The sequence below is a fragment of the Halorussus caseinilyticus genome (assembly GCF_029338395.1).
GTDB lineage: Archaea > Halobacteriota > Halobacteria > Halobacteriales > Haladaptataceae > Halorussus > Halorussus caseinilyticus.
The window spans coordinates 710601-733175 of the sequence record NZ_CP119809.1 but is presented as its reverse complement, the minus strand read 5'-3'; the positions used below and the strand labels follow the sequence as shown (position 1 = coordinate 733175).

The following is a 22575-nucleotide window of genomic DNA, read 5'->3' as shown; positions in this document are numbered from 1 at the left end:
TATGCGTCGGCTGACAGCTCCACACGCGGTGGCTGTGTCGGAGTAATCGGTCGCTACTGTCGCTTACAGCACCTCGCGCGCGAACCAACCACCGCTGGCCGCGAGCGCCAGTGACGCCGCGAGCAGTGCCCACCGGTGGTAGCCGAACGCCGCCTGCTCGGTCAGACTGCCGACGAGACTGCCGACCGCGACGGCCCACCAGAGGACGAGCAACGCCACGAACCCGCCGAGGACGACTGCCGCGCCCGCGGCGGTCGGCGGGTCGGTCCGGCCGTTTCGTCCGGCGGCGAAGACGACGATTGCGACCGTGGCGAACAGGCCGACGACGAGGTGAACAGGGATGAGCGTCGGCGCGCTGTAGTAGACGCCGACTTCGGAGGCCCCGATGAGGAAGTACGGTACGACGATAGCGGCGAGGACCGCGAGCGCGGCGACGACGCCGACAGTCGGCGCTGGCGTCTCGGGCAACCGTTCCTGCGACATGCGCGATGCTTTTCGGGGGGAGAGCAAAAGGCCAGCGGTCGAGTCGGAAAAGTCACGTATCAGGCGACACGACTGTCCACCATGGGATTCGGAAGTACGGCCAAGAAAGTCCAGAAACTGGCCGACACCGCCGAGAAGCTGTACAGCAAACTCAACGAACTCCGCGAGCAGGTCGCCGAGATGCGCGAGCAACTCGACTCGACCAGCGAGCGCGTCGAGCGACTGGAGCGCGAGAACGCCCGACAGCGCGCGCTCCTCGAAGCAATCGCCGAGGAACACGACATCGACCCCGCAGAAATCGAAGTCGAGAGCGTCGAAGACGGGACCGAGACCGAAGCGTAGCGGCGGTTTCCCGACCGCCGGGAACTCCACACAAAAAAGGTTAACCGCCCTCCCAACTTTTGCCTACCCAATGACGGACCACCAGACGCCGCTCGACTCCGTGCTGGAGACGGTGGGCGAGACCCCGCTGGTTCGCGTGCAAGCGGCACCCGACGAGGTGCCGGTGTACGCCAAACTGGAGTCGTTCAACCCCGGCGCGAGCGTCAAGGACCGCATCGGCAAGTACATGGTCGAGCAGATGCTCGAACGCGGCGAACTCGAACCCGGCGGGACGGTCATCGAACCCACCGCGGGCAACACCGGCATCGGGTTCGCCATCGCCGCGGGGCAACTCGACGTGAACGCCGTCTTCGTCGTCCCCGAGCGGTTCAGCGTCGAGAAACAGCAGTTGATGGACGCCCTCGGCGCGGAGGTCATCAACACCCCGACCGACGAGGGCATGGGTGGGGCCATCGACCGAGCGCACCGACTCGCCGACGAGATGGACGACGCGGTGGTCCCCCAGCAGTTCTCCAACCCCCTGAACGCCGAGGCCCACTACGAGACGACGGGACCGGAGATATTCGACGCGCTCGACGGCGAGGTCGGTGCAGTCGTCGCGGGATGTGGCACCGCGGGCACGCTGATGGGCATCGCCGAGTACGCCGTAGAGCAGAACCCCGACGTTCACGTCACAGCCGTCGAACCCGAGGGGTCGCTCTACTCCACCACCAAGGGCGAGGACGTGGCGGAGGCCGAGTACAAAATCGAGGGCATCGGCACCCACGACCCCGCGACCAACGAACTGTTCGACCCGGACCTCGTGGACGAAGTGCTACAGGTGCCGGACCGTCGCGCTCACGACGAACTGAAACGTCTCGCGCGCGAGGAGGGCCACCTCGTCGCCTCCAGCGCGGGCGCGGCCAGCGCCGCGGCCTGCCACGTCGCCGAGCGCATCCGCGACGGCGAACTCGACGCGCCCTACGACTCGGTGGCGACGATTTTCCCCGACTCCAGCGAGCGATACCTCTCGAAGGGCATCTACGGGTCGTTCGAGGAGTGGGAAGGGTAGCTCTTACTTAGATATTTGTTTTTCTTTTTCTGAGCAATCTTTAGGTTGTTCAAGCGTGACTTTCTGATTTTCCTCGCTCCCACGGCGCTGTGCGGTCTGATTAGCTCAAGCCTGTCGCCAGATTTTCACGTCTCGCTTCGTAGAGGAGGCTGGAAACGGACCTGCGACGCGATTCCGCACAGCTAGACCGCAACGCGGCTTCAGGCTTGAGCCAATCAAAACCGCAACTGCACAGCACCGCACCGCAACCGCCTCACGCCTCTCCAATCTCCTGCGCTACTTGCTCACGTCCGTTCGCACGCCGGAACGCGACAATCACCGACGACGTGCCGAAAGGAGGGAGTCGCCGAGTGCATCCGAAGTGCAGTTACTCCCCGAGAAACCCCGGAACCGCGCGACTCACACCCACGGCGGCGCGTGCAGGTCGTGCATCGACTCGATGGTGTAGTGGGGCGCGTGGTCGGCCGTCGCACCCGTCCGCTCCGTCCCCGCCTGCTCCAACCACACCGACGCCACGCCCGCGGCGTGCGCGCCCGCCACGTCCGCGCGGAGCGAGTTGCCGACGTGGACCGTCTCGTCGGCCGAGACGCCCATCGCCGACAGCGTGCGGTGGAAGTGGTCGGGGTCGGGTTTGACCGGGCCGCCGGGTTCGGTGAACGTCGCGGCGTCGAAGTGGCCCGCGATGTCCAGCGCCGCGAGTTTCGCGGTCTGGGTCTCCCGGTCGCCGTTGGTCACCAGCGCGAGGTCGTAGCGCGCGCCGAGGGCGTCTAACGCCGACTCCGCGCCGGGCAGAAACTCCACCGCGGTCGGGTCGGGGTCCTCGTAGGCGCGGGCCACCGCCAGCGCGTCGGCGGACTCGAGGCCCTGCTCGTCGGCGATGCCGGTGAAACACCGCTCGCGGAGTTCGACCGTCGAGTCCGCACTCACCTTCGGCAACCACCGCCGGAAGTCGGCGGCCCCGAAGAACGGTTCGACGCCCGCCCGGTCGAAGGCGTCGGCGAGTCGGTCGGCCGTAGAGCGGGGATGGGCACAGATGGTGTCGTCCAAGTCGAGAAAGACCGCGGAGGGGTCCGCACTGCTCATTACGACTCGCTACGCGCTCGACCGACAAAACGCCTCCGGGGAAGTCACTTACGCGTGGACGTGCTATCCGATACGGAACCTCATGACCAGTTTCGACTCGAAGTCAGTGAACAAACTCAGTATCGTCTCGACGCTCGTGGACGCCGCGATAGCGTTCTCCCGCGGTCGCAAGAAGAGCGGTCTCCTGCTCGTCGGTGCCGCGGCGCTCTCCTCGCGCGTTCCGGGTCTCGGGACCGCGGTGTCGCTGTTCCTCCGACTCGTCCGGCGACTCCGGTGAGGCGGCAAAGTAACCGTCTCAGACCACCAATCGCTGGTGTTCGACCTTGAGGCACTTGTCCTGCACGACCCGGAGTCCGGCGTCCTCGGCGCGCGTGGCGGCGTCGGCGTCGGCGATGCCGAGTTGCGTCCAGACGACTGCCACGTCGTCGCGGGCCAGCGCCTCGTCCACGATGCCCGACACCTCGTCGCTCGGCCGGAACACGTCCACCACGTCGATTTTTTCCTCGACATCCGCGAGCGAATCGTAGGCCGTTCGCCCGAATATCTCGTCGGCGGAGGGGTTGACCGGAATCACCTCGTAGCCGTTGTCGAGCAGGTACTTCGGAATCTCGTGGGCGTCCTTGCCGGGCGTGGTCGAGCATCCGACGACCGCGATACGCTCCATCCCGAGGATTTCGCGCAGTTCGGCGTCGCTCTCTACGGGCATACCGTCCCTGAAGTCGCCTGCGTGCAAAAGGATTGAGGTAGCTACCGCGCGGTGGTCGTTCGGGACGCCGCGCTCGCGCTTGCTCGCGCTCGCTCGGGCAGGCGCGCTGGCGCTTGCCGTTCGCGGCCGCGCCAGCGCGCGGGTCGTCAAAACGTTTCAGCGGAGGTACGCCACGGCCCCGCGCCACGCCGCGAAGGAGACGGACCCGATGCCCGTCACGACCAGCGCGAACGAGAGCGGCGCGTCCCCGTGGAAGAGCGCAGTGGCCCGAAGCGCCAGTCCGATAGCGGCCGCGAGGACCCACGCCCCGACCACGCGCTGGACCGCGGTCCGGACCGTCCGGGTCGCGCCGGGCGCGTACACTCCCACCGCGAGGGCGGCGACGACCCACCCGAGGAGGAACGGGGCCAGCGTATCGGCGACCACCAGCGGCGACTCGGCAGGGTTCACGTCGTGGCGGAGTTCGCCCATCACGATGAACCCGACCAGCACTAACAGGTCGCCGAGTGCCAGAAGCGCCGTGTCCGGCGAGCGGTCGAACCGCGAGCGAAGCAGTCCTTCGGCGTTGCTCATGCCGACGGCTTGGGTCCGGGCGGTTATGATTCCCGCGATGCGCGCCCGACCACGGTGTAGGTCGGTCCCTCCGTCCGGTACTTGGCGTCGAGACCCGCGTCGGCGACTTGCCGAGCGAGGTGTTCGGGCGGGAAAAACGTCGAGTCGAAGCCGTAGAGGTGTTCGCCCGCCTCGACCAGTCGGCCGACGAGCGTCGTCGGGTCGAACTCCCGAACGACGAGAACGCCGCCGGGTCGGAGGACGCGGACTGCTTCCTCGACCGCACGCTCGGGGTCGCCGAAGTGGTGGAGCGCGTCCACCACGAACACGGCGTCGGCGCTCGCGTCCGCGAAGGGCAACCGAGCGGCGTCCGCCCGGACCGCCTCGGACCCGTTCCGGCGGGCCTGTCGGGTCATCCCCTCGGCGGCGTCGGCGACGATTCGCTCGCGGACGCCGAGCGCCGACGACCCCCGGCCGGTGCCCCCGCCCACGTCGAGGACGCGCTCTACCGTCCTGTCGGCGAACGCGAGCGCTTCGCGGAACTCGTCGGAGTCGGGTGCGGGGACAATCCAGTCGTAGAGTCGGGCCATCCGGTCGAAGGTGGCGGTGTCGCCCAGCGCGTGGCTCATGGCTGACAAGAGGTGGCGGCGCGGGAAAAAGACCGGACTTCCCAGTTACTGGCTGGACTCGTCGCTCGCTCTCTCGGGGCGTCTGCGACCGCGGGCGAGTAGCCAGACGAGGATGACGACACCCTCCACCCGCGCGGCGGTGTACACCCACGGCCGGAGGGTCACGTCGCCGCTCTCCGTGGCGAGGTTCATCCAGAAATCGACCATCCGCCGCGGGAAGAGCAACTCCACGACGCCGATTGCGAGCATGACGGTTCGGACGACCATAGCGAGCGTACGACCCCCACCGATAAATGATTGGGTGTCCGGTGAGAATCGTACACGTTTCCCTAAGAGATGAAAATAATTCTTAAAGAAATAAATAAGTGTCCGTCAACGCGACCGGCGCGGGCGCGGCGCTCGTGCGCCGCGCCCGCGTACGCGGACGACTGCACGTCTCTCACGAACGTACGCACACGTCCGCTCACGAACGCGGGCGAGCGAAGCGCAGTTACCGCGCGAGACCGAAGTCGGCGGCATGGAGTACGCGCTGGTCGGGTGGTCGGAGGACGAACCCCGGATACGTCTCGACCACCGCGAGTTCAGTTACGCCGGGAAGTTCGTGATGTCGAACACCGGCAATGCCGTGGCGCGCGACCCCGAGACCGTCGAATCCGAGCGAGAGCGCGACCCCGAGTCCGACGGGGGGACCGACACCGATTGGCTCGAAGACGACCGAATCGTCGCCGCCATCGCGTTCAACGAGGACCGGACCGACTCCGCGACGGCGTGGCTACGGTACGTCACGGTCCGGCGGGACCGCCGCGGGGAGGGCATCGGCGCGCGCCTCGCCGGATTTGCGACCGCGCGCCTCCGCGAGCGAGGCTACGACCGGGTGCAAATCGCAGTGAACAACGCGTTCGCCTATCACGCCCTCTACAAGGCCGGATTCGGCTACACCGGCGACCAGACCGGACTCGCGGAGTTGGTCCTCGCCGCGCCCGCCGACCGCACCGCCGAGGGCTACCAGTCCGGTCTCGACGCCTACCGCGAGCGCGAGGACCTCACGACCGCCGAACGCGACTTTCTCGCGGCGAAGGCCGACACGGACCCGCCGGACGTGATTCGAACCCCGGAGTAGGCCCTGTCCGAGGTGCGAAGACAGGCCCACCAACCGCCAGCGAACGCTCGGCCCACCAACCGCCAGTGTGGGTGGATGAAAGGGACCGCCCGGTCGCGGCCGCAGGCCGTGGTCGTCTCAGCGACCACTATCCGGAGCGAACGGAGTGAGCGGAGGATATGTCGCTGAGCGACCGCGAGCGGGCGGGGGCTTTCTAAACCGTCTTTCCAGCGACTCCTGCGGTTTTTCCCGCGTTTTCAATGACGTAGAGCGAGCGGGCGGGGCTTTCTGGGTCTACGTTTCTCCAACGACAACGACTACGACGACAACAACGACAGCGACCACGACGACAACAACGACAGCGACGACAGCGACTACGACGACAACAACGACAGCGACGACAACAACGACGACGGCGACAACGACTACGACGACAACAACGACAGCGACGACAGCGACTACGACGACGGCGACAACGACTACGACGACAACAACGACAGCGACGGCGACAACGACAGCGACGACTACGACAGCGACGGCGACAACGACGACTACGACAGCGACGGCGACAACGACAGCGACGACTACGACAGCGACGGCGACAACGACAGCGACGGCGACAACGACGACAGCAACAACTACGACGATAGCGACCACAACGACGACAGCGACACCCGCGTCGCCGAAGAGCCACCGAGACTAAGCGCGCCGAGACCGAATCCCGAGGCAACTGGGGGTTCGGGACATGGACGACCGAAATTCGCTACCGGGAGAAGACGCATCGTTATGGATGGCGACGACCGGGCGCACCGACTACCCGGCGCTCGGCGGCAGTCGGCGAGTCGATACCGCGGTCGTCGGCGGCGGAATCGCGGGCGTGACGGCCGCGCTCCACTGCGCGGAGGCCGGACAGGAGGTCGCACTCCTCGAATCCGACCGCATCGTCGAGGGCGTCACCGGCCGGACCACCGCGAAAGTCACTGCACAGCACGGCCTGATTTACGACGACCTGCTCGACAGACACGGCCGGACCGCCGCCCGGCAGTACGCCGCGGCAAACGCCGCCGCCGTCGAGGAAATCGCCGACCGGGTGGTCGCCCACGACATCGACTGTGACTTCCGGCGACTCCCGGCGTACACCTACGCCGCGAGCGACGACCAGCGCGCCGCGGTCGAACGCGAGGCCACCGTCGCCGAGGGTCTGGACCTGCCAGCCACCTACACCGCGGACCCGCCGTTCCCCGCCGAGACGCCCGGCGCGGTGGAGTTCGAGGCGCAGGCCCAGTTTCACCCGCGGAAGTACCTGCTCGCGCTGGCCGACGAGATTTCGGACTCGGGCGGGGCGACCATCTTCGAGCAGACGACGGTGACGGGCGTCGAGGACCGCGGGGACGGGTCCGGGTCCCCGTGCCGCGTCGAGACCGAGCGTGGGACCGTGACCGCCGACTCGGTGCTTCTGACGACTCACTTCCCCATCGAGGACCCCGCGTTCTACTTCGCGCGCCAGTACCCCAAGCGGTCGTACGTGCTGGCGGTCAGACTCGCCGAGGACCCGCCCGAGGGGATGTTCTACCGCGACGAGGAACCCTACTTCTCGGTCCGGCCGCATCCGACCGCTGATGGCCCGATAGCGCTCGTCGGCGGCCAGAACCACAAGACCGGGCAGGGCGGTTCGACCGCCGACCGCTACCGGAAACTGGAGCGACAGGCCCGCGACCACTTCGACGTGGAATCTGTCGAGTACCGGTGGTCCACGCAGGACTACGTGTCGGTGGACCGTATCCCCTTCGTGGGCGAACTCGGCCCGACGACCGACGGCGTCTACGTCGCCACGGGGTTCGGCGGGTGGGGAATGACAAACGGCACCGCCGCGGGGAAGATGCTCGCGGCGTTCGCACGGGGGACGACGCCGCGGTGGGCCGACGCCTTCGACCCGACCCGAATCGACCTCGAAGCCTCGGGGAGAGTCCTGCTCTCGGAGAACGTCAACGTCGGCAAGGAGTTCACGGGCGACTGGGCCAAATCGCCCTTCCGCGGCGCCGACCCCGAGGTGGCACCCGGCGAGGGCGAGGTGGTCCGGCGCGGCGGCAAGCAACTCGCGGTGGCCCGCGACGAGGCGGGCGAACTCCACGTCACCTCGGCGGTCTGCACGCATCTGAACTGCATCGTCCACTGGAACGACGCCGAGGGGTCGTGGGACTGCCCGTGCCACGGGTCGCGGTTCTCGATAGACGGCAAAGTGCTGGACGGCCCGGCAGTCGAGGACCTTCCCGAGCGCGGAGAGTAGCGATTAGGCCCGTCACTCGCCTTCGACGAGTTGGCTCAACCAGAGTAACGTCGCCAGCGTGCGGGTCGGATTCCGGAACCGGACCACGCGACTCCGCGGGTCGAACTCCACGAGTCCGTAGTCGGCGAGTCGCGGCAGGTGCTTGTGGTGGAGGTCCGACCGCACGCGCTCGTACGCCGACTCCGAGAGCGCGGACGGCGACCGACCCCTCTCCCGCGCGGCGACGTAGCGCGCGAGTTCGTCCTCGTTCGCTACCTCTTCCCGACTCAGGTAGTACAGCGCGTAGCGCCGCCGTTCGTTCGATAGCGCGTCGAAGTACTGGTCGAGTCGGGGCAGGCCGCCACTGGTCGGTCCGCCCGCTTCCGGTCCGCTCGTTCCCGGTCCACCTGCACCCGGTTCGTCCCCGTCGTTCTCGTCCGGGTCGGACCCGGCCCCGGCGTCAGACATGCCTGTAGTGAACGACAGTTCCCGAAGGTAAAATTCTAGCTGAGAATACTCAGATACGCGCGAGATACACCTTACAATCTCAGTCTAGTTCACGTTCGTTTCAAAACCCTTAGAAACGACTGACGGCGTAGCCGTACCGTACGGCGATTCGCGTGGGAGAGACAGCTGTACAAGACTGTGGAATCGGGGGGAACGATTGGACCTACGACGGTGACGGTCAGTCGTCGCTGACGAACGCGCTCGCCGAAGCGATAGCCGACCACGAGGGGGTCGAACACATGAATCTGGACTTCTCGCTCTATTCGAGCGTCGATGCCGAGGCGTTGGAAACGTTGCTCGATTCGGTCTCGGAGACGGAAGTCTGCGTCCGGTTTCGCGTGGCGAACGTCGTGGTCTCGCTCCGGAGCGAGGCCGACGACGAGGTTTCCATCGGTGTCGCCGACGCCGACCAGTAGCTTTCAAACCTCCGCGCTCCCTACCGTCGAGTGATGGGAAACGCTGATTTGCGCCAACTCGCGGTGTTGGAGGAAGTCGCCTTCGAGCAACTGGAGGGGAGCGTCGTCGCCGTGGACGCCCACAACTGGCTCTACAAGTACCTCACGACGACGGTCAAGTGGACCACCGACGCCGCCTACACCACCGACGACGGCACCGAAGTCGCCAACCTCATCGGAGTCGTGCAAGGTCTTCCCAAGTTCTTCGAGAACGACCTGACGCCCGTGTTCGTCTTCGACGGGGCCGTCACCGACCACAAGGCGGCCGAAATCGAACAGCGCCGCGAGGAACGCGAGAAACGCGAGGAGAAACTGGAGGAGGCCCGCGAGGAGGGGGATGCGGTCGAAATCGCTCGACTGGAGGCCCACACCCAGCGCCTGACCGACACGATTCAGGAGACCACCCGCAAGTTGTTCGACCGACTCGACGTGCCTTACATCGAGGCCCCAGCAGAGGGCGAAGCGCAGGCCGCGCACATGAACCGCACGGGCGCGGTGGACTACTGCGGCACCGAGGACTACGACGCACTCCTGCTCGGGGCACCGCTGACACTCCGACAGTTGACGAGCAAGGGGGACCCCGAACTCATGGACTTCGAGGCGACGCTGGCGAAACACGACGTGACGTGGGAGCAACTGGTGGACATCGCCATCCTCTGCGGGACGGACTTCAACGAGGGCATCGCGGGTGTCGGCCCGAAGACTGCCCTGACGGAGGTCAAAGAGCGCGGCGACATCTGGGCCGTCTTGGAGGCCCGCGGCGCGACCATCGACAAGGACGTGGACGTGATTCGGGACCTCTTCTTGAACCCGACAGTCTCGGACGACTACGAGTTCGACGCCGAGATGGACCCGGACTTGGACGCCGCCCGCGAGTACGTCGTCGGCGAGTGGGGCGTGGCCGAGGGCGAAGTCGAACGCGGGTTCGAGCGCATCGAGGAGTCGGTGGTCCAGACCGGACTGGACAACTGGACGTAGCTCTCGGCAATTAAAACACACCAAAGAGAAATCAAAATCAGGTTTTGAGAAATATATAGATTTCCGACGGCGCGCCGTCACCGGAGTTCGAACTCGAAGCCGTCCACGTCGCCGTGGTCGTCGCCCGAGACGGCGCTGGCGACGCCAGCGCCGAAGGCGTAGGCGACGGCTTGGGACCCACCGCGGAGGCGGTCCATCACGCCGCGTTCGGGTTCGAACTCCTCGACGGTGACTTCTTCGACGCCGAGGGTCGCGGCGAGGCGGTCCTCGACGCCCTTCCGGGTGGCGAGTTCGTCCACGAGACCGATTGACTCGGCGTCCTCGCCGAGGTAGACCTTCGCCTCGGTGTCTCGGACCTGTTCGTCGCTCAACTCCCTGCCGTCGGTCACGCGCTCTACGAACTCGTCGTAGTAGCCGTCGATGATGCCCTGCAAGTACTCGCGTTCGTCCTCGGACATCTCCTTGAGCGACTGCCCGGCGTCCTTGTACTTGCCCGCCGCGAGGCGTTCGTACTTCAAGCCGAGTTTGTCGGCCATCCCCTTGGCGTTGACCCGCGACCCGATGACGCCGATGGAACCGACGATTGACCCCTCGCGGGCGTAGATGTCGTCGCACCCGCTGGCTATCCAGTAGCCACCGCTGGCGCACACGTCCGTCGCGTAGGCCACCGTCGGACCGTCGAACCGCTCGGCGGCGAGTCGGATGTCGTCGCTAGGCACTACCTCGCCACCGGGCGTGTTGAGTCGGAGCAAGAGCGCCCGCGCGCCATCGTCCTCGTCGGCGCGCTCGATTTGGTCCACGATGTCGTTCGCTGGCGTCCCGCCGGGACGTGGCGGAATCGGGCTTCCGCCGCCGTCGCGGGTGATTGGCCCTTCGACGGCCACCTCCGCCACGTCGTAGGGCGCGGCCCACCCCGACGCCACGCGACCCGCCGCCCGCGCGCCGACCAGACCCGTGAGAACCACCAAGACGACGCCGAGCAGTCGCGCGAGACTTCCCTCGGGGACTTCCACGAACAGGACCCACCCGAGCGCGACGGCCACGGCCACGCCGACCAACACGGCGAGCGCCTGCACGACCCGCGAGCTATCGACCACGGTCACTCACCTCCATGCACTGCATGTCACCGACTGTGGCCGCGCGGGTGGTTAAGGCTTCGCTCGGGACGACGAGACTTCGAAAGTTTCCGGTCGCGCTGTACCGTGAGTGTAACCGCCGGAATCGTGGTGACGAACGCCTCGAAAGCCCCCGCCCGGTCGCTATGGATTGACGCAGTAAGTGAGGAACTCGTGGTGACGAATGCCTCGAAAGCCCCCGCCCGCTCGCGGTCGCTCCGCGGGATATTCTCGCTCACTGCGTTCGCTCGAATAGTTGCCCGCGGAGACGACCACGGCCTTCGGCCGCGAGCGGGCGGCCCCTTTATCCCACCCGGCGGTTGGTCAGTCGGGCGCTACTGTCGGTTGGTCAGTCGGGCGCGTCCCGTGGTCTGTGACACCGAGCGCGTCCGGGAGGTTACAGCCGTCTTCACCGGTCTCAGAGCGCCGCGACCGTCGTCCCGACGAGGAAGAGGGTGACGAGCAGTCGGCCGACGCTCCCGACGAACGTCGCCAGCGCGAACTTGGCGTAGTCCTCTTCGAGGACCGCGAAGGCGTAGATAGAGATTGTGTCGGGGAAGAACGGCACCGACAGCGCCATCGCCATCCCGACGTAGCCCCACTTCTTGGCGAGTTCGACCGTCTTGTTCTCGGACCACTCGATAACGTCGAAGCGCGACCGCCGCAGGAAGTCGATAATCGGTCCCGACTCCTTGGCCTCCTGTCCGATGTGGAACGCGAGGATGCTCCCGGCGGCCTTACCGAGTCCGCTGACGACGATGATGAGGCCGAGTCTGCCCGCCTGCGAGAGACCGAGGTCGAGGGGCGCGGCCAACACGACTTCGCTCACGCCGGGCAACGCGAACGCGATGAGAAACGAGTAGACGAAGATGATGCCGAGTCCGACCCACCCGGTCGTGGTCTCGACGACGTGTTCTAACCACTCGAACGACCCGAGGGCGGCGGTGTCTACGAACGCAGGACCGGCGATGGCAAACACAGTCGATAGAGGCGAAAGCACGATTATCAGTTTTTTGTCTTCGACCGGCGAGGACGGCGCGACGACTCGGCGGCCATCGACCGCTTCAGAGCGCGTCCACGTCCGCGACGAACTCCTCCAGCATCTCGCGGGTGACGTGAGGCATACACACCACTCGTAACTCGCCGGTCGCGGTGGGCGAGACCCGCCACCCCGCAGACTGGAGGGCTTCGATTTCCTCGCGGGGGATGTCGGCCGCGACGAGGGGCAAGACCGGCTCGACCACCGAGTAGCCCCGCGATTCGAGCGCGTCGGCTATCCACTCGGCGTTTTCCTGCCCGCGCTCGTAGTTCTCGCGGTAGCCCTCCGACCACAGCGCCTCCATCGCGGCGTGTGCGCCCGCCACGCCCGCGCCGCTCCGGGTGCCCGTCAGCGTCGCCTGCGAGGTGGATTCGAGGTAGGGGGTGTCCACCGCCAGCGCGTCGAGGACCGCCTCGTCGCGCGCGAGGAATCCACCGGCCGGGACCGGCGCGCGGCCCATCTTGTGCGGGTCGATGGCCATCGTATCGACGGGCGCGTGGTCGAAGTCCCACTCCCAGTCGGTGAACGGCAGGACGAACCCGCCCCACGCGGCATCGACGTGGAAGAGCGCCCCGACTTCGCGGGCGACCGACCCGAGCGCGGGAATCGGGTCCACGCGGCCGTACTCGGTGGTCCCGGCCACGCCGACCACGATGGCGGTGTCCTCGTCGGCGAGTCGCCGGACCTCGGCGATGTCGGTTCGCCGGTCGTCGTCGGTCGCCGCGAGGCGCAACTCCACGTCCAGCACGTCGGCGGCCTTCTGAAAACTGAAGTGGGCGCTCTCGGGCGCGACGACGTTCGGGTTCGAGGCGTCGGCGAGGTTCCGGGCCGCGCGCACGGCCTGCAAGTTGGCCTCGGTGCCGCCGCTGGCGACGTAGCCGTGCGGGTCGGCGAGACCGGTCATCTCGCCGAGCGTCTCGACTGCCTCGCGCTCTAACTCGGCGACGGCGGGGTAGGTCGTGGGGTCGCCCGGGTTGTCGGCGAGATACCGCCGGGCGGCCTCGCGTGCGTCGGGGTGGGGTTCCGTACACATCGACGAGAGGACCCGCCCGAAGTCCTGCGGCGCTCTCTGCATGCTCGGTACATCCCGTCGGGGGTGTTTATCCGTTCTGTTCTGGGGTCGCTCGCGCGGCGCACTCGTGCGCCGCGCGAGCGCACCCGACCGGCAGGTGGAAAATCGGGGCGGTCGCGCCCAGTCACAACTCTTCGAGCGACCGGAGTTTCTGCTCGACAACCGCGGGCGCGGCGCTCGGGCCGTCTCGAACCCGGTGGTCCGGAATCAGGAGCGGCGCGGGGTTCTCGTCCAGCGCGGTCCGGACCACGTTCAGGTCGTCCTCGTCGGTGTGGTCGATGCCGCTGGTCATCCTCGCCAGCGTCTCGACGCTGACCTGCTCGCCGTAGGGAATCCCGCGGACGCGCTCTAACACCCGGCGCTGGTCGGTCGGCACCGTGAGCGCGATTTCCACGTCCGCGAAGTCGTCTTCCTCGACGCCGCCCAAGTAGTCGAAGATTCGGTCTAGCAGGTCGTGGTCCTCGCTTGCCTCCTCGTCGGGCGTGTCCGGAAACGAGACGCTGAGGACGCGCCCGCTCGCAATCCCGAGTTGGACGTACCGGTCCAAATACGGTGATTCGCGCGCGAAGATGCCAGCAACGTCCGTCTCACCCGTGTCGTCCATGTCCGGCGATTCGGGCGGTCCGGACTTGAAGATTCCGCGGGCGACCGGCGCGGCGGCGCAAGCCTTATGTACAATTCCGTCCGTTGATGCACAATGATGAACGACAGTGAGGAACTCGCGCCCGCGGTCGCCTCCATCCTCCGGTCTGCGGAGGCCCGCGGCGACCCCGACGGCGGACCGCTCTCGGTCGATGCCCGGTCGCTTCCCGCGGCCCTCTCGCGGGCCGAGGAAGACGGGTGCGTCCCCGTCATCGCGGAAGTGAAGCCCACGAGTCCGACGACCGACGGCACCCGAGAGGCCGACCCGGTGGAACTGGCCGAGAAGATGGTCGAGGGCGGCGCGGCGGCGCTCTCGGTGCTGACCGAACCCGACCACTTCGAAGGCTCCCCGGAGAACCTGCGCCGCGTCCGGGAAGCGGTGGACGTGCCGGTCCTCCGGAAGGACTTTCTCGTGCGCGAGAGCCAACTCGACACGGTGGAGTCCGACGTGGTTCTGCTCATCGCCCGGTTCGTGGACGACTTGGCGGGACTGATTGGGGCCGCCGAGGACCGGGGGTTCCAACCCCTCGTGGAGGTCCACGACGCCGCGGAGTTGGCGCGGGCGGTCGATGCCGGGGCCGAAATCGTCGGCGTGAACAACCGCGACTTGGCGAAGTTGGAGGTGGACCTCGAAACCTTCGAGACGGTCGCACCCGAAGTTCCCGACGACGTGACCCTCGTCGCAGAGAGCGGTATCGGCACGCCCGACGACGCGCGCCGGATGGTCCGTGCAGGGGCCGACGGCTTGCTGGTCGGGAGCGCGATAATGGACGGCGACGTGACGGAGAACACGCGGAGGTTGACACGAGCATGAGTAGCGAATCCAAGTTCGGCGACTACGGCGGCCAGTACGTCCCCGAGGCGCTGATGCCCGCCATCGAGGAGTTGACAGACGCCTACGAACGCTACGTCCTCGACAACGAGGACGGCTTCATGGACGAGTTCCGCGAGCGCCTGCGGGACTTTGGCGGGCGACCGACGCCCCTCCAGCGAGCGGACCGTCTGAGCGACCGGTACGACCGCGGGGTCTACCTCAAGCGCGAGGACCTGCTCCATGGCGGGGCGCACAAGCTGAACAACGCCCTCGGACAGGTCCTGCTGGCGAAGTACATGGGCAAAGAGCGCATCGTGGCCGAGACCGGCGCGGGCCAGCACGGCACCGCGACGGCGATGGCGTCGGCCTACCTCGGAATGCCCTGCGAAATCTACATGGGCCGGACCGACATTTTACGTCAGCGACCCAACGTCTTCCGGATGCGCATCCACGACGCCGAGGTGAACCCGGTAGACATCGGGTCGGGTACGCTCAAGGAGGCCATCAACGAGACGATGCGCGACTGGGCGACCAACGTAGAGGACACCCACTACGTCATCGGTTCGGTCGTCGGTCCCCACCCGTTCCCCCGGATGGTCCGGGACTTCCAGTCGGTCATCTCCGAGGAGGCCCGCGAGCAGGTCCGAGCGCAGGCCGGGAGACTCCCCGACAGCGTGGTGGCCTGCGCGGGCGGCGGGTCAAACACGATGGGCGCGTTCCACGAGTTCGTGGGCGACGACGAGGTGGACCTCTACGCGGTGGAGGCCGGAGGGTCGGCACTGACAATCGACGAGGAGGAGGGTCTGGCACCCCACTCGGCCTCGCTCTCGACGGGCGAAGAGGGTGTCCTCCACGGGGCGCGCACCAAACTCCTCCAGAACCCGGACGGCCAGATTCTCGAATCCCACAGCGTGAGCGCCGGACTCGACTACTCGGGGGTCGGTCCGGAACTCGCCTATCTCGCGGACGACGGGCGGGTCACGCCGGTCAACGTCGGCGACGACGCCGCCCTCGAAGCGTTCCACCGCCTCTCGAAGTTGGAAGGTATCATCCCGGCGCTCGAATCGAGTCACGCGCTGGCGTACCTCGAAGAGAATCCCGAGGAGTTGGGCGACCTCGTGGTCGTCAACGTCTCGGGACGGGGCGACAAGGACCTCGATACCGTCATCGAGGAGAGCGAGAAGCGCGACATCGACGCCGCGCCCACGATGGAGGTGTTCGAGCGTGGCGAGTGAAATCCGCGAAGCGTTCGCCGACGAACCCGCGCTGGTCTCCTACGTCGCGGCCGGAGACCCGGACATCGAGAGTACGAAAGAGTACGTCAAGGCGCTGGTCCGGGGCGGGACCGACGTGGTGGAACTGGGACTGCCGTTCTCCGAACCCGTCGCGGAGGGACCGACCATCCAGCAGGCGATTCGCCGGGCGTTGGACGCCGGGATGACCCCCGACAAGTACTTCGAACTCGTGGCGGACCTCTCGGAGGACGTTGACGCGCCGCTGGTGTGTATGACCTACTACAACCTCATCTACCAGTACGACTCCGGCGACGGGCGAGAGGGTCCCGAACCCTTCGTGGCCGCCGCCGCCGACGCGGGCATCTCGGGACTCATCGTCCCGGACCTGCCGGTGGACGAGAGCGACCCGCTGAAGGAGGCCTGTGACGCTCACGGTCTCGACCTCGTGTTCATCGTCGCGCCCACGACCACCGACGAACGTCTCGGTCGAATGCTGGACCGAGCGACCGGGTTCGTCTACGTGCAGGGGCGACTCGGCACCACCGGCGCGCGTTCGGACGTGAGCAGTGAGACCCACGTCAGTCTCGGTCGCTTGGACGGGACCGACCTGCCGAAGGCGGTCGGATTCGGCATCAGCGAACGCGACCACGCCAGAGAAATCGTCTCGGGCGGCGCGGACGGTATCATCGTCGGGAGCGCGTTCGTGGACATCGTCGCCGAACAAGACGACACCGCCGACCGCCTCGAAGCCAAGGCCCGAGAACTCAAGGCGGGCGCACTCGACGGAGTTAATACAGCACCCGAACCGGAAAACAAATAACCTCTCATTGACACAAATCCACATACTATGGACGCAGGAACTGCGGCACGACTCGACCGAATTGGCACAGACGGAAAGTACGTAATCGTCCCGATGGACCACGGTATCACCCTCGGCGCGGTGAAAGGACTCACCGACATCGAATCGACCATCGACGCCGTGACCCGCGGCGGCGCGGACTCGGTTCTCACCCAGAAGGGCATCGCGCCCCGCGTCCACGAGAACAAAAACGACGCTGGGTACGTCGTCCACCTCAACGCCTCGACCACTATCGGTCCGGACAGCAACGACAAGCGCATGACCGGCACCGTCAAGGAAGCGGTCCGGGCGGGCGCGGACGCGGTGTCGCTCCACGTCAACGTCGGGAGCAAGTACGAACGCGAACAGATGGAGGACCTCGCGCGCGTCACCGACGAGGCCACCGAGTACGGCGTCCCGGTGCTGGCGATGGCCTACGCCCGCGGACCCGGCGTGGACGAACACGACGCCGAGAGTCTGGGCCACGCCGTCCGGTTCGCCGAGGAAGTCGGGTCCGACGTGGTGAAGACGGCCTACAGCGGGGACGCCGAGAGCTTCGAGCGCGTGGTCGAATCGACCCGCCTCCCGGTCGTCATCGCTGGCGGAGAACCGGAAGGCGACCGGGCGACCCTCGAAGCGGTCCGCGGCGCGATGGACGCGGGCGCGGCGGGCGTCTCGATGGGCCGGTCCATCTTCCAGCACGACGACCCCGAGGCCATCGCGCGAGCGGTGTCCGCCGTCGTCCACGACGGACGCTCGGCCGAGGACGCGCTTCGAGAGGCGGGTCTCGCGGTCGAAGCCTGACGCGGCGCTCGGACGCAGAGGATTATTTTTATTTCTTTCGCACTCTTTTCTAATTGGCAGGGCAATATTTTCATTCTCTAACGAATGTTCTTCCGTTCTGCTTCGCGCGTTCGGCGCGGCCGACCCGTCGGCCGCGCCGAACGCCCACTCGTGAGCAGTCGGCACGTCGCCACGAGCGATTCGACTACTCGCGCCTGCGATTCGATTGCTCGTTCCGGTCTCACACCTCGTCGCGGTCGGTGTAGGTCCACCGCTCGGTGATTCGGTCGTCGTCGAACCGGTGGAAGTCCGCGAACCCGAACGACACTCCCTCGCCGTCCTGCGTCCCGGCGAACTCCCCGCGGACGGCGACCGTATCGCCGTCAACCACTACGTCGTGGACCTCGTGGTCGCCGTCTTCGAGCGGTCGGTCTTCGAGGTAGAACTCGCGGAACTCCGCCATCCCCGAGAGGTTCGACTGGCCGGGTCGCTCGTAGGTCACGTCGTCGGCGAACAGCGAGAACACCGCCTCGTAGTCCTCGGCGTCGATGTACTCGTAATACGAGCGAACTGTCTCTACTTTTGTCTCTTGCATACGCGAAAGATGGTCGTCCGGCGTGTAGTTCCTTTCGGGAGCCACGAGGTGGCATCGAACGAAAGAAAGACCTACTCGGGACGCGAGCGTCCCACCATGGACTACGACACGCCGCTGTTCTTCCACGTGATGGAGTACGCCGCCGGTGCCGACAGGGACGTGGTGGACATGGTGAGCGGGAACCCCGACTGGGGGTCGCCCGACGCCATCAGCGAGGGACTTCACGAGTACGCCGACCTCGGCGGGGCGGACTTCCAGTACCCCCCGAGCGAGGGACTTCGGGAACTCCGCGAGGAAATCGCCGCGCGCCGGGACGTGGACCAGTCGCAGGTCGTCGTCACGAACGGCGGCGGCGAGGCGAACTACCTCGCCATGGCCCGCGCACTGGAGCGCGAGCGCGGGTCGGAGTTCGTCCTCACCGACCCCGTGTATCCGTACTACCCCGGAAAGACGACCATGCTCGGCGCGACGGCGCGGTACGTCGCCACCGACGAAGACGGCTCTCTCGACCCCGAGAAGGTTCGGGAGGCCGCCAGCGAGGAGACCGCCGGAATCGTGGTCAACACGCCCAACAACCCGACCGGGGCGGTGTACGACGAGGAGACGATGCGAGAACTCGTGGCTATCGCCGAGGAGTACGACGCCCTGCTGGTGAGCGACGAGGTGTACGACCACTTCGACTTCTCCGGTGAGTTCACCTCCGCGCTGTCGTTCGACTCCGAGAACCGCGTCGTGACGAACTCCTACTCGAAGACGTTCGCCATCACCGGGTTCCGGGTGGGCTACGCTATCTTCCCCGAGTCGCTGGTGGACGTGGCCAAGACCCGCCACATGCTGACCAACGTCGCCACTACCCGACCCGGCCAGTACGCGGTCCTCCACGCGCTACGGAACACCGACCCCGCCTACTACGAGGCGAACCGCGAACTCCTCGAAGAGCGCGTCGAGACGTTTACCGCGGCGCTGGACGACGCTGGCGCTGATTACTCCTCGCCGGACGGCGCGTTCTACGTGATGGCCCGGTTCCCGGACTACCCCGGCACGCTGGAGAACGTAGAGCGACTCATCGACGAGGCGGGGGTCGCGGGCATGCCCGGCGAGGCGTTCGGCGAGTCCCGAACCGACTGGCTCCGGTTCGCACTCGTTAGTCCCCGAGTCGAGGAGGCCGCGGACAGACTCGCGGACTACTTCGCGTAGCCGTCGCTCTCCGGACGACCCTCGGCGTCGGGCGACGACCCTCGGCGTCGGACTTCGGCCCAGAGGCGTCGTTGTCGGATTGGCTCAGCCGTTTCCGGTTAGTCGGACTGGCGGTCCCGCGGCGCGCGGGCACTGCCCGCGCGCCGCCCGCGCTCGGAACCGCGCGAGGCGTCCGCGCCGAGTTCGTCCCGGCCTCGTACTTCAACCTTCGCGTGGGCGGCCGACTCTTCACCAGTCGTCTCGGCGGGCGGGTTTTGTGCCACGGACGCGCCGCGTCTGCGCTCGCGCGGAACCGCGAGCGCAGACGCACGCGGTGAGGTCCGAGGCGCAGGGCGGTCGGCGGTTGCAGTGCTGTGCGGAGCGGTTTCCAGCGCCGGGCCGACTCGCTTCCCGAACAACTAAGCCCTCGCGAGAACCCACCCCGATAACGAATGGCCGACACCAGAGACGAACTCGCCGGGGTGGTGGACCTGTTCGGCGGACTCGCACGCGACGAACTCGAACAGGCCCTCGTGGAACTCGCGTTCAAGCAGGGAAAGGAAGTCGAGCGAGAGGCGTTCACGGCCGAAATCGAGCGCGCGGTCGAGGAGTTCTACCTCGTGGAGACGGCGGTCGAGACCCGAGGCGAGAGCGAAGCAGACGGCGAATCCGCCACGGTCCTCGTCGCCGGACCCGCCGCGTTCCCCACGGTCCCCGAGAACGGCGAGGACCTGCCCCACATTCTGGACGTACCCGACCGGACCATCGACCGCGAGGGTCTCGGCGAATCGGTCGCCGAGCGACTCCGCGAGGAAGCGCGCACCGTCGCGGCCGCCGGGGACGTGGACCGCGCCGAAGAACTGCTGGACGTGAGCTACGACCTCGAATCGTGGGCGCCCGTGGCGACCGACGAGGTGCGCGAGACGCTGGACCGGGCGTTCGAGTAGGTCGAGAGACCGTCTACCGACGGGTTTCGCCCGGTGAATCAACCGCCGGGTTCGGTCGGCGGAAATTCTGCGCGTCACTAGCGCCGGGAGGACGGGCAAATTAAGACGCCGGGGTACGACGTTCGGGGTATGAAGCTGGGTCGCGTGGCCGAACACGTCCCGCGGGACGTTCCCGACGAGGACCACGACGCGGCGGTGTTGGCCCCGGTGGTAGAGCGCGCGGGCGACCACTACCTCCTGTTCACCAAGCGCGCCGACCACCTCGGCGAACACGCCGGACAGATGAGCTTTCCGGGCGGCGGCCGCGAACCGAGCGACGCCGACCTCCGGGCGACCGCGCTCCGGGAGGCCGAGGAGGAAATCGGCCTACGGGCCGAGGAAGCCGACGTAATCGGCCGACTCGACGACATCCGGACCACGAGTCGGTACGCGGTCACGCCCTACGTCGCTACCGTCCCCGACCGGGAGTACGTCCCCGACGAGCGCGAAGTCGCCGAAATCGCGGTGCTTCCGGTCGCCGAGTTCCTGAACCCCGACAACTACGAGAGCGAGCGCCGGGAACACCCCCAGTACGGCGAAGCAGTCGTCCACTTCTTCCACGTCGGCGGCTACACGGTGTGGGGCGCGACTGCGCGGATTTTGGTCCAACTGCTGGAGTTGACCACCGACTGGCGAGCGCCCGAGCGCGTCGATAGGGTGTTGGACCCCGACGCCGACGTTCGGAAAGAAAAATAATTGTTTTAGACTTATTCTTACTGTTCTAAAGTGTTTTTGTAATTGTTTGGCGGGTAGGTGGCTGTCTTTCTTACTTCAGTTCAGGGACGGCCGGTCGTCTCGCTACGTGTCGTTACCGCGACCGCTGGAATCGCCGCGACGAACGCCTCGAAAGCCCCCGCCCGCTCGCCACCGGAAGACATTCCTGCTCACTTCGTTGTCGCCGAAAATCGAAGATTTTCGGGATGACGAGAGCGTTGCTCTCGAACCACGCGGGCTGTGACTTCCGAGGTCTCGTTCACATCCGTTCACGAGACGGCCGCTCAGCGACATATCTTCGACTCATTCCGTTCACCGGCAGACGTTCCTGCTCGCTTCGCTGTGCGGGCGTGCGACTGCCGAGGTCTGCGTCGCTTCGCTCCGCAGACCGCCTCAGATAGGGGTCGCTGAGACGACCACGGTAAACGCCGGGAGACAAACCGCGTCTCCCGAGGCCACACTCGCTCGCTCACGGTTGCACCGTTTGCAGTCGCGGCGCGGAGCGCCGCGCACCCTCGCGTGACCGCGAGCGGGCGGCCCCTTTCATCCTCCCCGACCGTGGTACGTTACACCGAGCGTTCGCTGGTGGTCTGGTCGGCCGAGCGCCTGTAAGATGGACTGTCGAGGCCGTAGAAGAGAAAGCCCGGTATGGAGAGTCAGAGAGTCACGACTGTCGCGCCGTCGCCTCGGGACGAACGGCGTCGAGAGAACCGCTTACCGCGCCTGCGCTCGCTCAATCCACGACGAGATGCGCTTGTCCGAGAGACCCGTCTCTTCCGAGAGTTGCTCGGCGTCGGCCTTCGCCAGTTCGGTCACGTCGGCGACGCCCGCGTCCTGGAGTCGTTGGGCGTAGGCCGGGCCGATTCCCTTCACGTCTTCGAGGGGTTCGCCCTCGCCGACCGGTTCGTCGGCGGCGTCGGGTTCGGCACCTTCGCCGCCGGTGTCCTCGGGCGTCGGTTCGGGTTCGTCGCCCGCGGACTGGGAGGGTTCGGCCGCGTCGGTCGATGGCTGGACCGCCTCTGCGGGTTCGGCGGCGTCGTCGCGTTCGGTCTCGACGCTCTCGGCTTCGGGGGCAGTCGTCACGTCTTCGGTGGCGATGCCCGCCTCGGCGTCTTCGGTCGCTTCGGCGTCTTCGCCCGCCTCCAAGTCGGTCTCGGGGGTCGTCTCGTCGTCGGATTCCGCACGCTCGGCCGCGGTGTCGTCGGGTTCCGCGACTTCGCTGGACTCCTCTGTGTCGGTATCGACGCCCTTGACGGCGCTCTCGACTTCCGCGTCCGGTTCGACTGACTCGTCGGGTTCTCGCTCGATGGTCACGCCGGACTCGCTCCGACGAACCTGCGACCGGTCCTCCGAGAGTCCGAGCAACGACTTCAGCTTCGTGAGCAGTCCCATTTGCGCGACAGTAGACGGCCGCG

Annotated in this window: 29 protein-coding genes; 14 read left to right on the top strand and 15 right to left on the bottom strand. The window is 66.9% G+C overall.

The features are described from left to right. Positions 1-63: 63 nt before the first annotated feature. The gene (locus P2T60_RS03775) at positions 64-483 is read right to left on the bottom strand and encodes a DUF7548 family protein (RefSeq protein ID WP_276281226.1); all 420 of its coding nucleotides are present in this window, start codon (positions 481-483) and stop codon (positions 64-66) included. A gap of 81 nt (positions 484-564) precedes the next feature. On the opposite strand from P2T60_RS03775, the gene P2T60_RS03770 reads away from it, so the two are divergent. Together P2T60_RS03770 and P2T60_RS03765 are read left to right on the top strand one after the other, a co-directional pair. Further along, positions 565-825 carry a DUF5798 family protein gene (locus tag P2T60_RS03770; protein ID WP_276281225.1) on the top strand — a complete coding sequence of 87 codons (261 nt, stop codon included), beginning with the start codon at positions 565-567 and terminating at the stop codon, positions 823-825. A 70-nt stretch (positions 826-895) separates the two neighbouring features. Next, complete coding sequence (locus P2T60_RS03765; RefSeq protein ID WP_276281224.1) at positions 896-1876, top strand: PLP-dependent cysteine synthase family protein; 981 nt, start codon at positions 896-898, stop codon at positions 1874-1876. 399 nt (positions 1877-2275) lie between these two features. On the opposite strand, the gene P2T60_RS03760 is transcribed toward P2T60_RS03765, so the two are convergent. Continuing rightward, on the bottom strand, positions 2276-2959 hold the full coding sequence (locus P2T60_RS03760; RefSeq protein ID WP_276281223.1) for an HAD family hydrolase: 684 nt from the start codon (positions 2957-2959) through the stop codon (positions 2276-2278). Between the two features lie 82 nt (positions 2960-3041). On the opposite strand from P2T60_RS03760, the gene P2T60_RS03755 reads away from it, so the two are divergent. Continuing rightward, positions 3042-3236, top strand: a complete 195-nt coding sequence (locus tag P2T60_RS03755; RefSeq protein WP_382209884.1) for a hypothetical protein — start codon at positions 3042-3044, stop codon at positions 3234-3236. Positions 3237-3254: 18 nt separating this feature from the next. Here the strand turns inward: P2T60_RS03755 and P2T60_RS03750 are convergent, their stop codons facing one another. The 4 genes from P2T60_RS03750 to P2T60_RS03735 all read right to left on the bottom strand — a co-directional run bounded on the left by P2T60_RS03750 (position 3255) and on the right by P2T60_RS03735 (position 5113). Then, entirely contained in the window at positions 3255-3665 is a 411-nt protein-coding gene (locus tag P2T60_RS03750; protein WP_276281221.1) for a CoA-binding protein, read from the bottom strand. Between the two features lie 156 nt (positions 3666-3821). Beyond that, positions 3822-4238: a DUF3054 domain-containing protein gene (locus tag P2T60_RS03745; RefSeq protein WP_276281220.1), complete on the bottom strand. Its 417-nt coding sequence runs from the start codon at positions 4236-4238 to the stop codon at positions 3822-3824. A gap of 23 nt (positions 4239-4261) precedes the next feature. Next, positions 4262-4846 carry a class I SAM-dependent methyltransferase gene (locus tag P2T60_RS03740; RefSeq protein ID WP_276281219.1) on the bottom strand — a complete coding sequence of 195 codons (585 nt, stop codon included), beginning with the start codon at positions 4844-4846 and terminating at the stop codon, positions 4262-4264. 45 nt (positions 4847-4891) lie between these two features. Beyond that, positions 4892-5113, bottom strand: a complete 222-nt coding sequence (locus P2T60_RS03735; protein ID WP_276281218.1) for a hypothetical protein — start codon at positions 5111-5113, stop codon at positions 4892-4894. Positions 5114-5363: 250 nt separating this feature from the next. Here P2T60_RS03735 and P2T60_RS03730 point away from each other — a divergent pair, with 250 nt between their 5' ends. Next, positions 5364-5966, top strand: coding sequence for a GNAT family N-acetyltransferase (locus P2T60_RS03730; RefSeq protein ID WP_276281217.1), 603 nt, complete (start codon positions 5364-5366; stop codon positions 5964-5966). A 273-nt stretch (positions 5967-6239) separates the two neighbouring features. Here the strand turns inward: P2T60_RS03730 and P2T60_RS03725 are convergent, their stop codons facing one another. Beyond that, positions 6240-6602, bottom strand: coding sequence for a hypothetical protein (locus P2T60_RS03725; protein ID WP_276281216.1), 363 nt, complete (start codon positions 6600-6602; stop codon positions 6240-6242). Between the two features lie 88 nt (positions 6603-6690). Here P2T60_RS03725 and P2T60_RS03720 point away from each other — a divergent pair, with 88 nt between their 5' ends. Continuing rightward, positions 6691-8232: an FAD-dependent oxidoreductase gene (locus P2T60_RS03720; RefSeq protein WP_276281215.1), complete on the top strand. Its 1542-nt coding sequence runs from the start codon at positions 6691-6693 to the stop codon at positions 8230-8232. Between the two features lie 12 nt (positions 8233-8244). Here P2T60_RS03720 and P2T60_RS03715 read toward each other — a convergent pair whose 3' ends face one another. Further along, the gene (locus P2T60_RS03715) at positions 8245-8679 is read right to left on the bottom strand and encodes a DUF7344 domain-containing protein (RefSeq protein ID WP_276281214.1); all 435 of its coding nucleotides are present in this window, start codon (positions 8677-8679) and stop codon (positions 8245-8247) included. Between the two features lie 152 nt (positions 8680-8831). On the opposite strand from P2T60_RS03715, the gene P2T60_RS03710 reads away from it, so the two are divergent. Beyond that, positions 8832-9134, top strand: a complete 303-nt coding sequence (locus P2T60_RS03710; RefSeq protein ID WP_276281213.1) for a HalOD1 output domain-containing protein — start codon at positions 8832-8834, stop codon at positions 9132-9134. 33 nt (positions 9135-9167) lie between these two features. Beyond that, positions 9168-10151 (top strand): flap endonuclease-1, encoded by a 984-nt coding sequence (fen, locus tag P2T60_RS03705; RefSeq protein ID WP_276281212.1) that lies wholly within the window; start codon positions 9168-9170, stop codon positions 10149-10151. A 77-nt stretch (positions 10152-10228) separates the two neighbouring features. Here the strand turns inward: fen and sppA are convergent, their stop codons facing one another. The 4 genes from sppA to P2T60_RS03685 form a co-directional block, all read right to left on the bottom strand. Further along, positions 10229-11248 (bottom strand): signal peptide peptidase SppA, encoded by a 1020-nt coding sequence (gene sppA / locus P2T60_RS03700; protein WP_276281211.1) that lies wholly within the window; start codon positions 11246-11248, stop codon positions 10229-10231. Between the two features lie 436 nt (positions 11249-11684). Further along, positions 11685-12236: a YqaA family protein gene (locus P2T60_RS03695; RefSeq protein WP_276282245.1), complete on the bottom strand. Its 552-nt coding sequence runs from the start codon at positions 12234-12236 to the stop codon at positions 11685-11687. A 94-nt stretch (positions 12237-12330) separates the two neighbouring features. Continuing rightward, the gene (gene mfnA / locus P2T60_RS03690) at positions 12331-13380 is read right to left on the bottom strand and encodes a tyrosine decarboxylase MfnA (RefSeq protein ID WP_276281210.1); all 1050 of its coding nucleotides are present in this window, start codon (positions 13378-13380) and stop codon (positions 12331-12333) included. A 121-nt stretch (positions 13381-13501) separates the two neighbouring features. Beyond that, complete coding sequence (locus P2T60_RS03685; RefSeq protein ID WP_276281209.1) at positions 13502-13981, bottom strand: MGMT family protein; 480 nt, start codon at positions 13979-13981, stop codon at positions 13502-13504. A 96-nt stretch (positions 13982-14077) separates the two neighbouring features. On the opposite strand from P2T60_RS03685, the gene trpC reads away from it, so the two are divergent. The 4 genes from trpC to P2T60_RS03665 are packed head-to-tail and all read left to right on the top strand — an operon-like array spanning position 14078 to position 17710. Then, positions 14078-14833: an indole-3-glycerol phosphate synthase gene (gene trpC, locus P2T60_RS03680; RefSeq protein WP_276282244.1), complete on the top strand. Its 756-nt coding sequence runs from the start codon at positions 14078-14080 to the stop codon at positions 14831-14833. After that, positions 14830-16068 carry a tryptophan synthase subunit beta gene (gene trpB / locus P2T60_RS03675; protein WP_276281208.1) on the top strand — a complete coding sequence of 413 codons (1239 nt, stop codon included), beginning with the start codon at positions 14830-14832 and terminating at the stop codon, positions 16066-16068. The genes trpC and trpB overlap by 4 nt, the downstream gene beginning before the upstream one ends. After that, on the top strand, positions 16058-16888 hold the full coding sequence (trpA, locus tag P2T60_RS03670) for a tryptophan synthase subunit alpha (protein ID WP_276281207.1): 831 nt from the start codon (positions 16058-16060) through the stop codon (positions 16886-16888). Before trpB ends, trpA begins: the two co-directional genes overlap by 11 nt. Before the next feature lie 27 nt (positions 16889-16915). Continuing rightward, on the top strand, positions 16916-17710 hold the full coding sequence (locus P2T60_RS03665; RefSeq protein ID WP_276281206.1) for a 2-amino-3,7-dideoxy-D-threo-hept-6-ulosonate synthase: 795 nt from the start codon (positions 16916-16918) through the stop codon (positions 17708-17710). Between the two features lie 220 nt (positions 17711-17930). Here the strand turns inward: P2T60_RS03665 and P2T60_RS03660 are convergent, their stop codons facing one another. Next, entirely contained in the window at positions 17931-18284 is a 354-nt protein-coding gene (locus P2T60_RS03660; RefSeq protein WP_276281205.1) for a nuclear transport factor 2 family protein, read from the bottom strand. Between the two features lie 96 nt (positions 18285-18380). Here P2T60_RS03660 and P2T60_RS03655 point away from each other — a divergent pair, with 96 nt between their 5' ends. Next, positions 18381-19481, top strand: a complete 1101-nt coding sequence (locus tag P2T60_RS03655; RefSeq protein WP_276281204.1) for a pyridoxal phosphate-dependent aminotransferase — start codon at positions 18381-18383, stop codon at positions 19479-19481. Between the two features lie 98 nt (positions 19482-19579). Here the strand turns inward: P2T60_RS03655 and P2T60_RS03650 are convergent, their stop codons facing one another. Then, the gene (locus P2T60_RS03650) at positions 19580-19744 is read right to left on the bottom strand and encodes a hypothetical protein (RefSeq protein ID WP_276281203.1); all 165 of its coding nucleotides are present in this window, start codon (positions 19742-19744) and stop codon (positions 19580-19582) included. A gap of 168 nt (positions 19745-19912) precedes the next feature. Between P2T60_RS03650 and P2T60_RS03645 the strand changes: the two genes are divergently transcribed. Both P2T60_RS03645 and P2T60_RS03640 read left to right on the top strand, forming a co-directional pair. After that, positions 19913-20407, top strand: a complete 495-nt coding sequence (locus tag P2T60_RS03645) for a DUF7109 family protein (RefSeq protein WP_276281202.1) — start codon at positions 19913-19915, stop codon at positions 20405-20407. A 129-nt stretch (positions 20408-20536) separates the two neighbouring features. Then, complete coding sequence (locus tag P2T60_RS03640) at positions 20537-21142, top strand: NUDIX hydrolase (protein WP_276281201.1); 606 nt, start codon at positions 20537-20539, stop codon at positions 21140-21142. Between the two features lie 732 nt (positions 21143-21874). On the opposite strand, the gene P2T60_RS03635 is transcribed toward P2T60_RS03640, so the two are convergent. After that, entirely contained in the window at positions 21875-22552 is a 678-nt protein-coding gene (locus P2T60_RS03635; protein WP_276281200.1) for a helix-hairpin-helix domain-containing protein, read from the bottom strand. Positions 22553-22575: the final 23 nt, after the last annotated feature.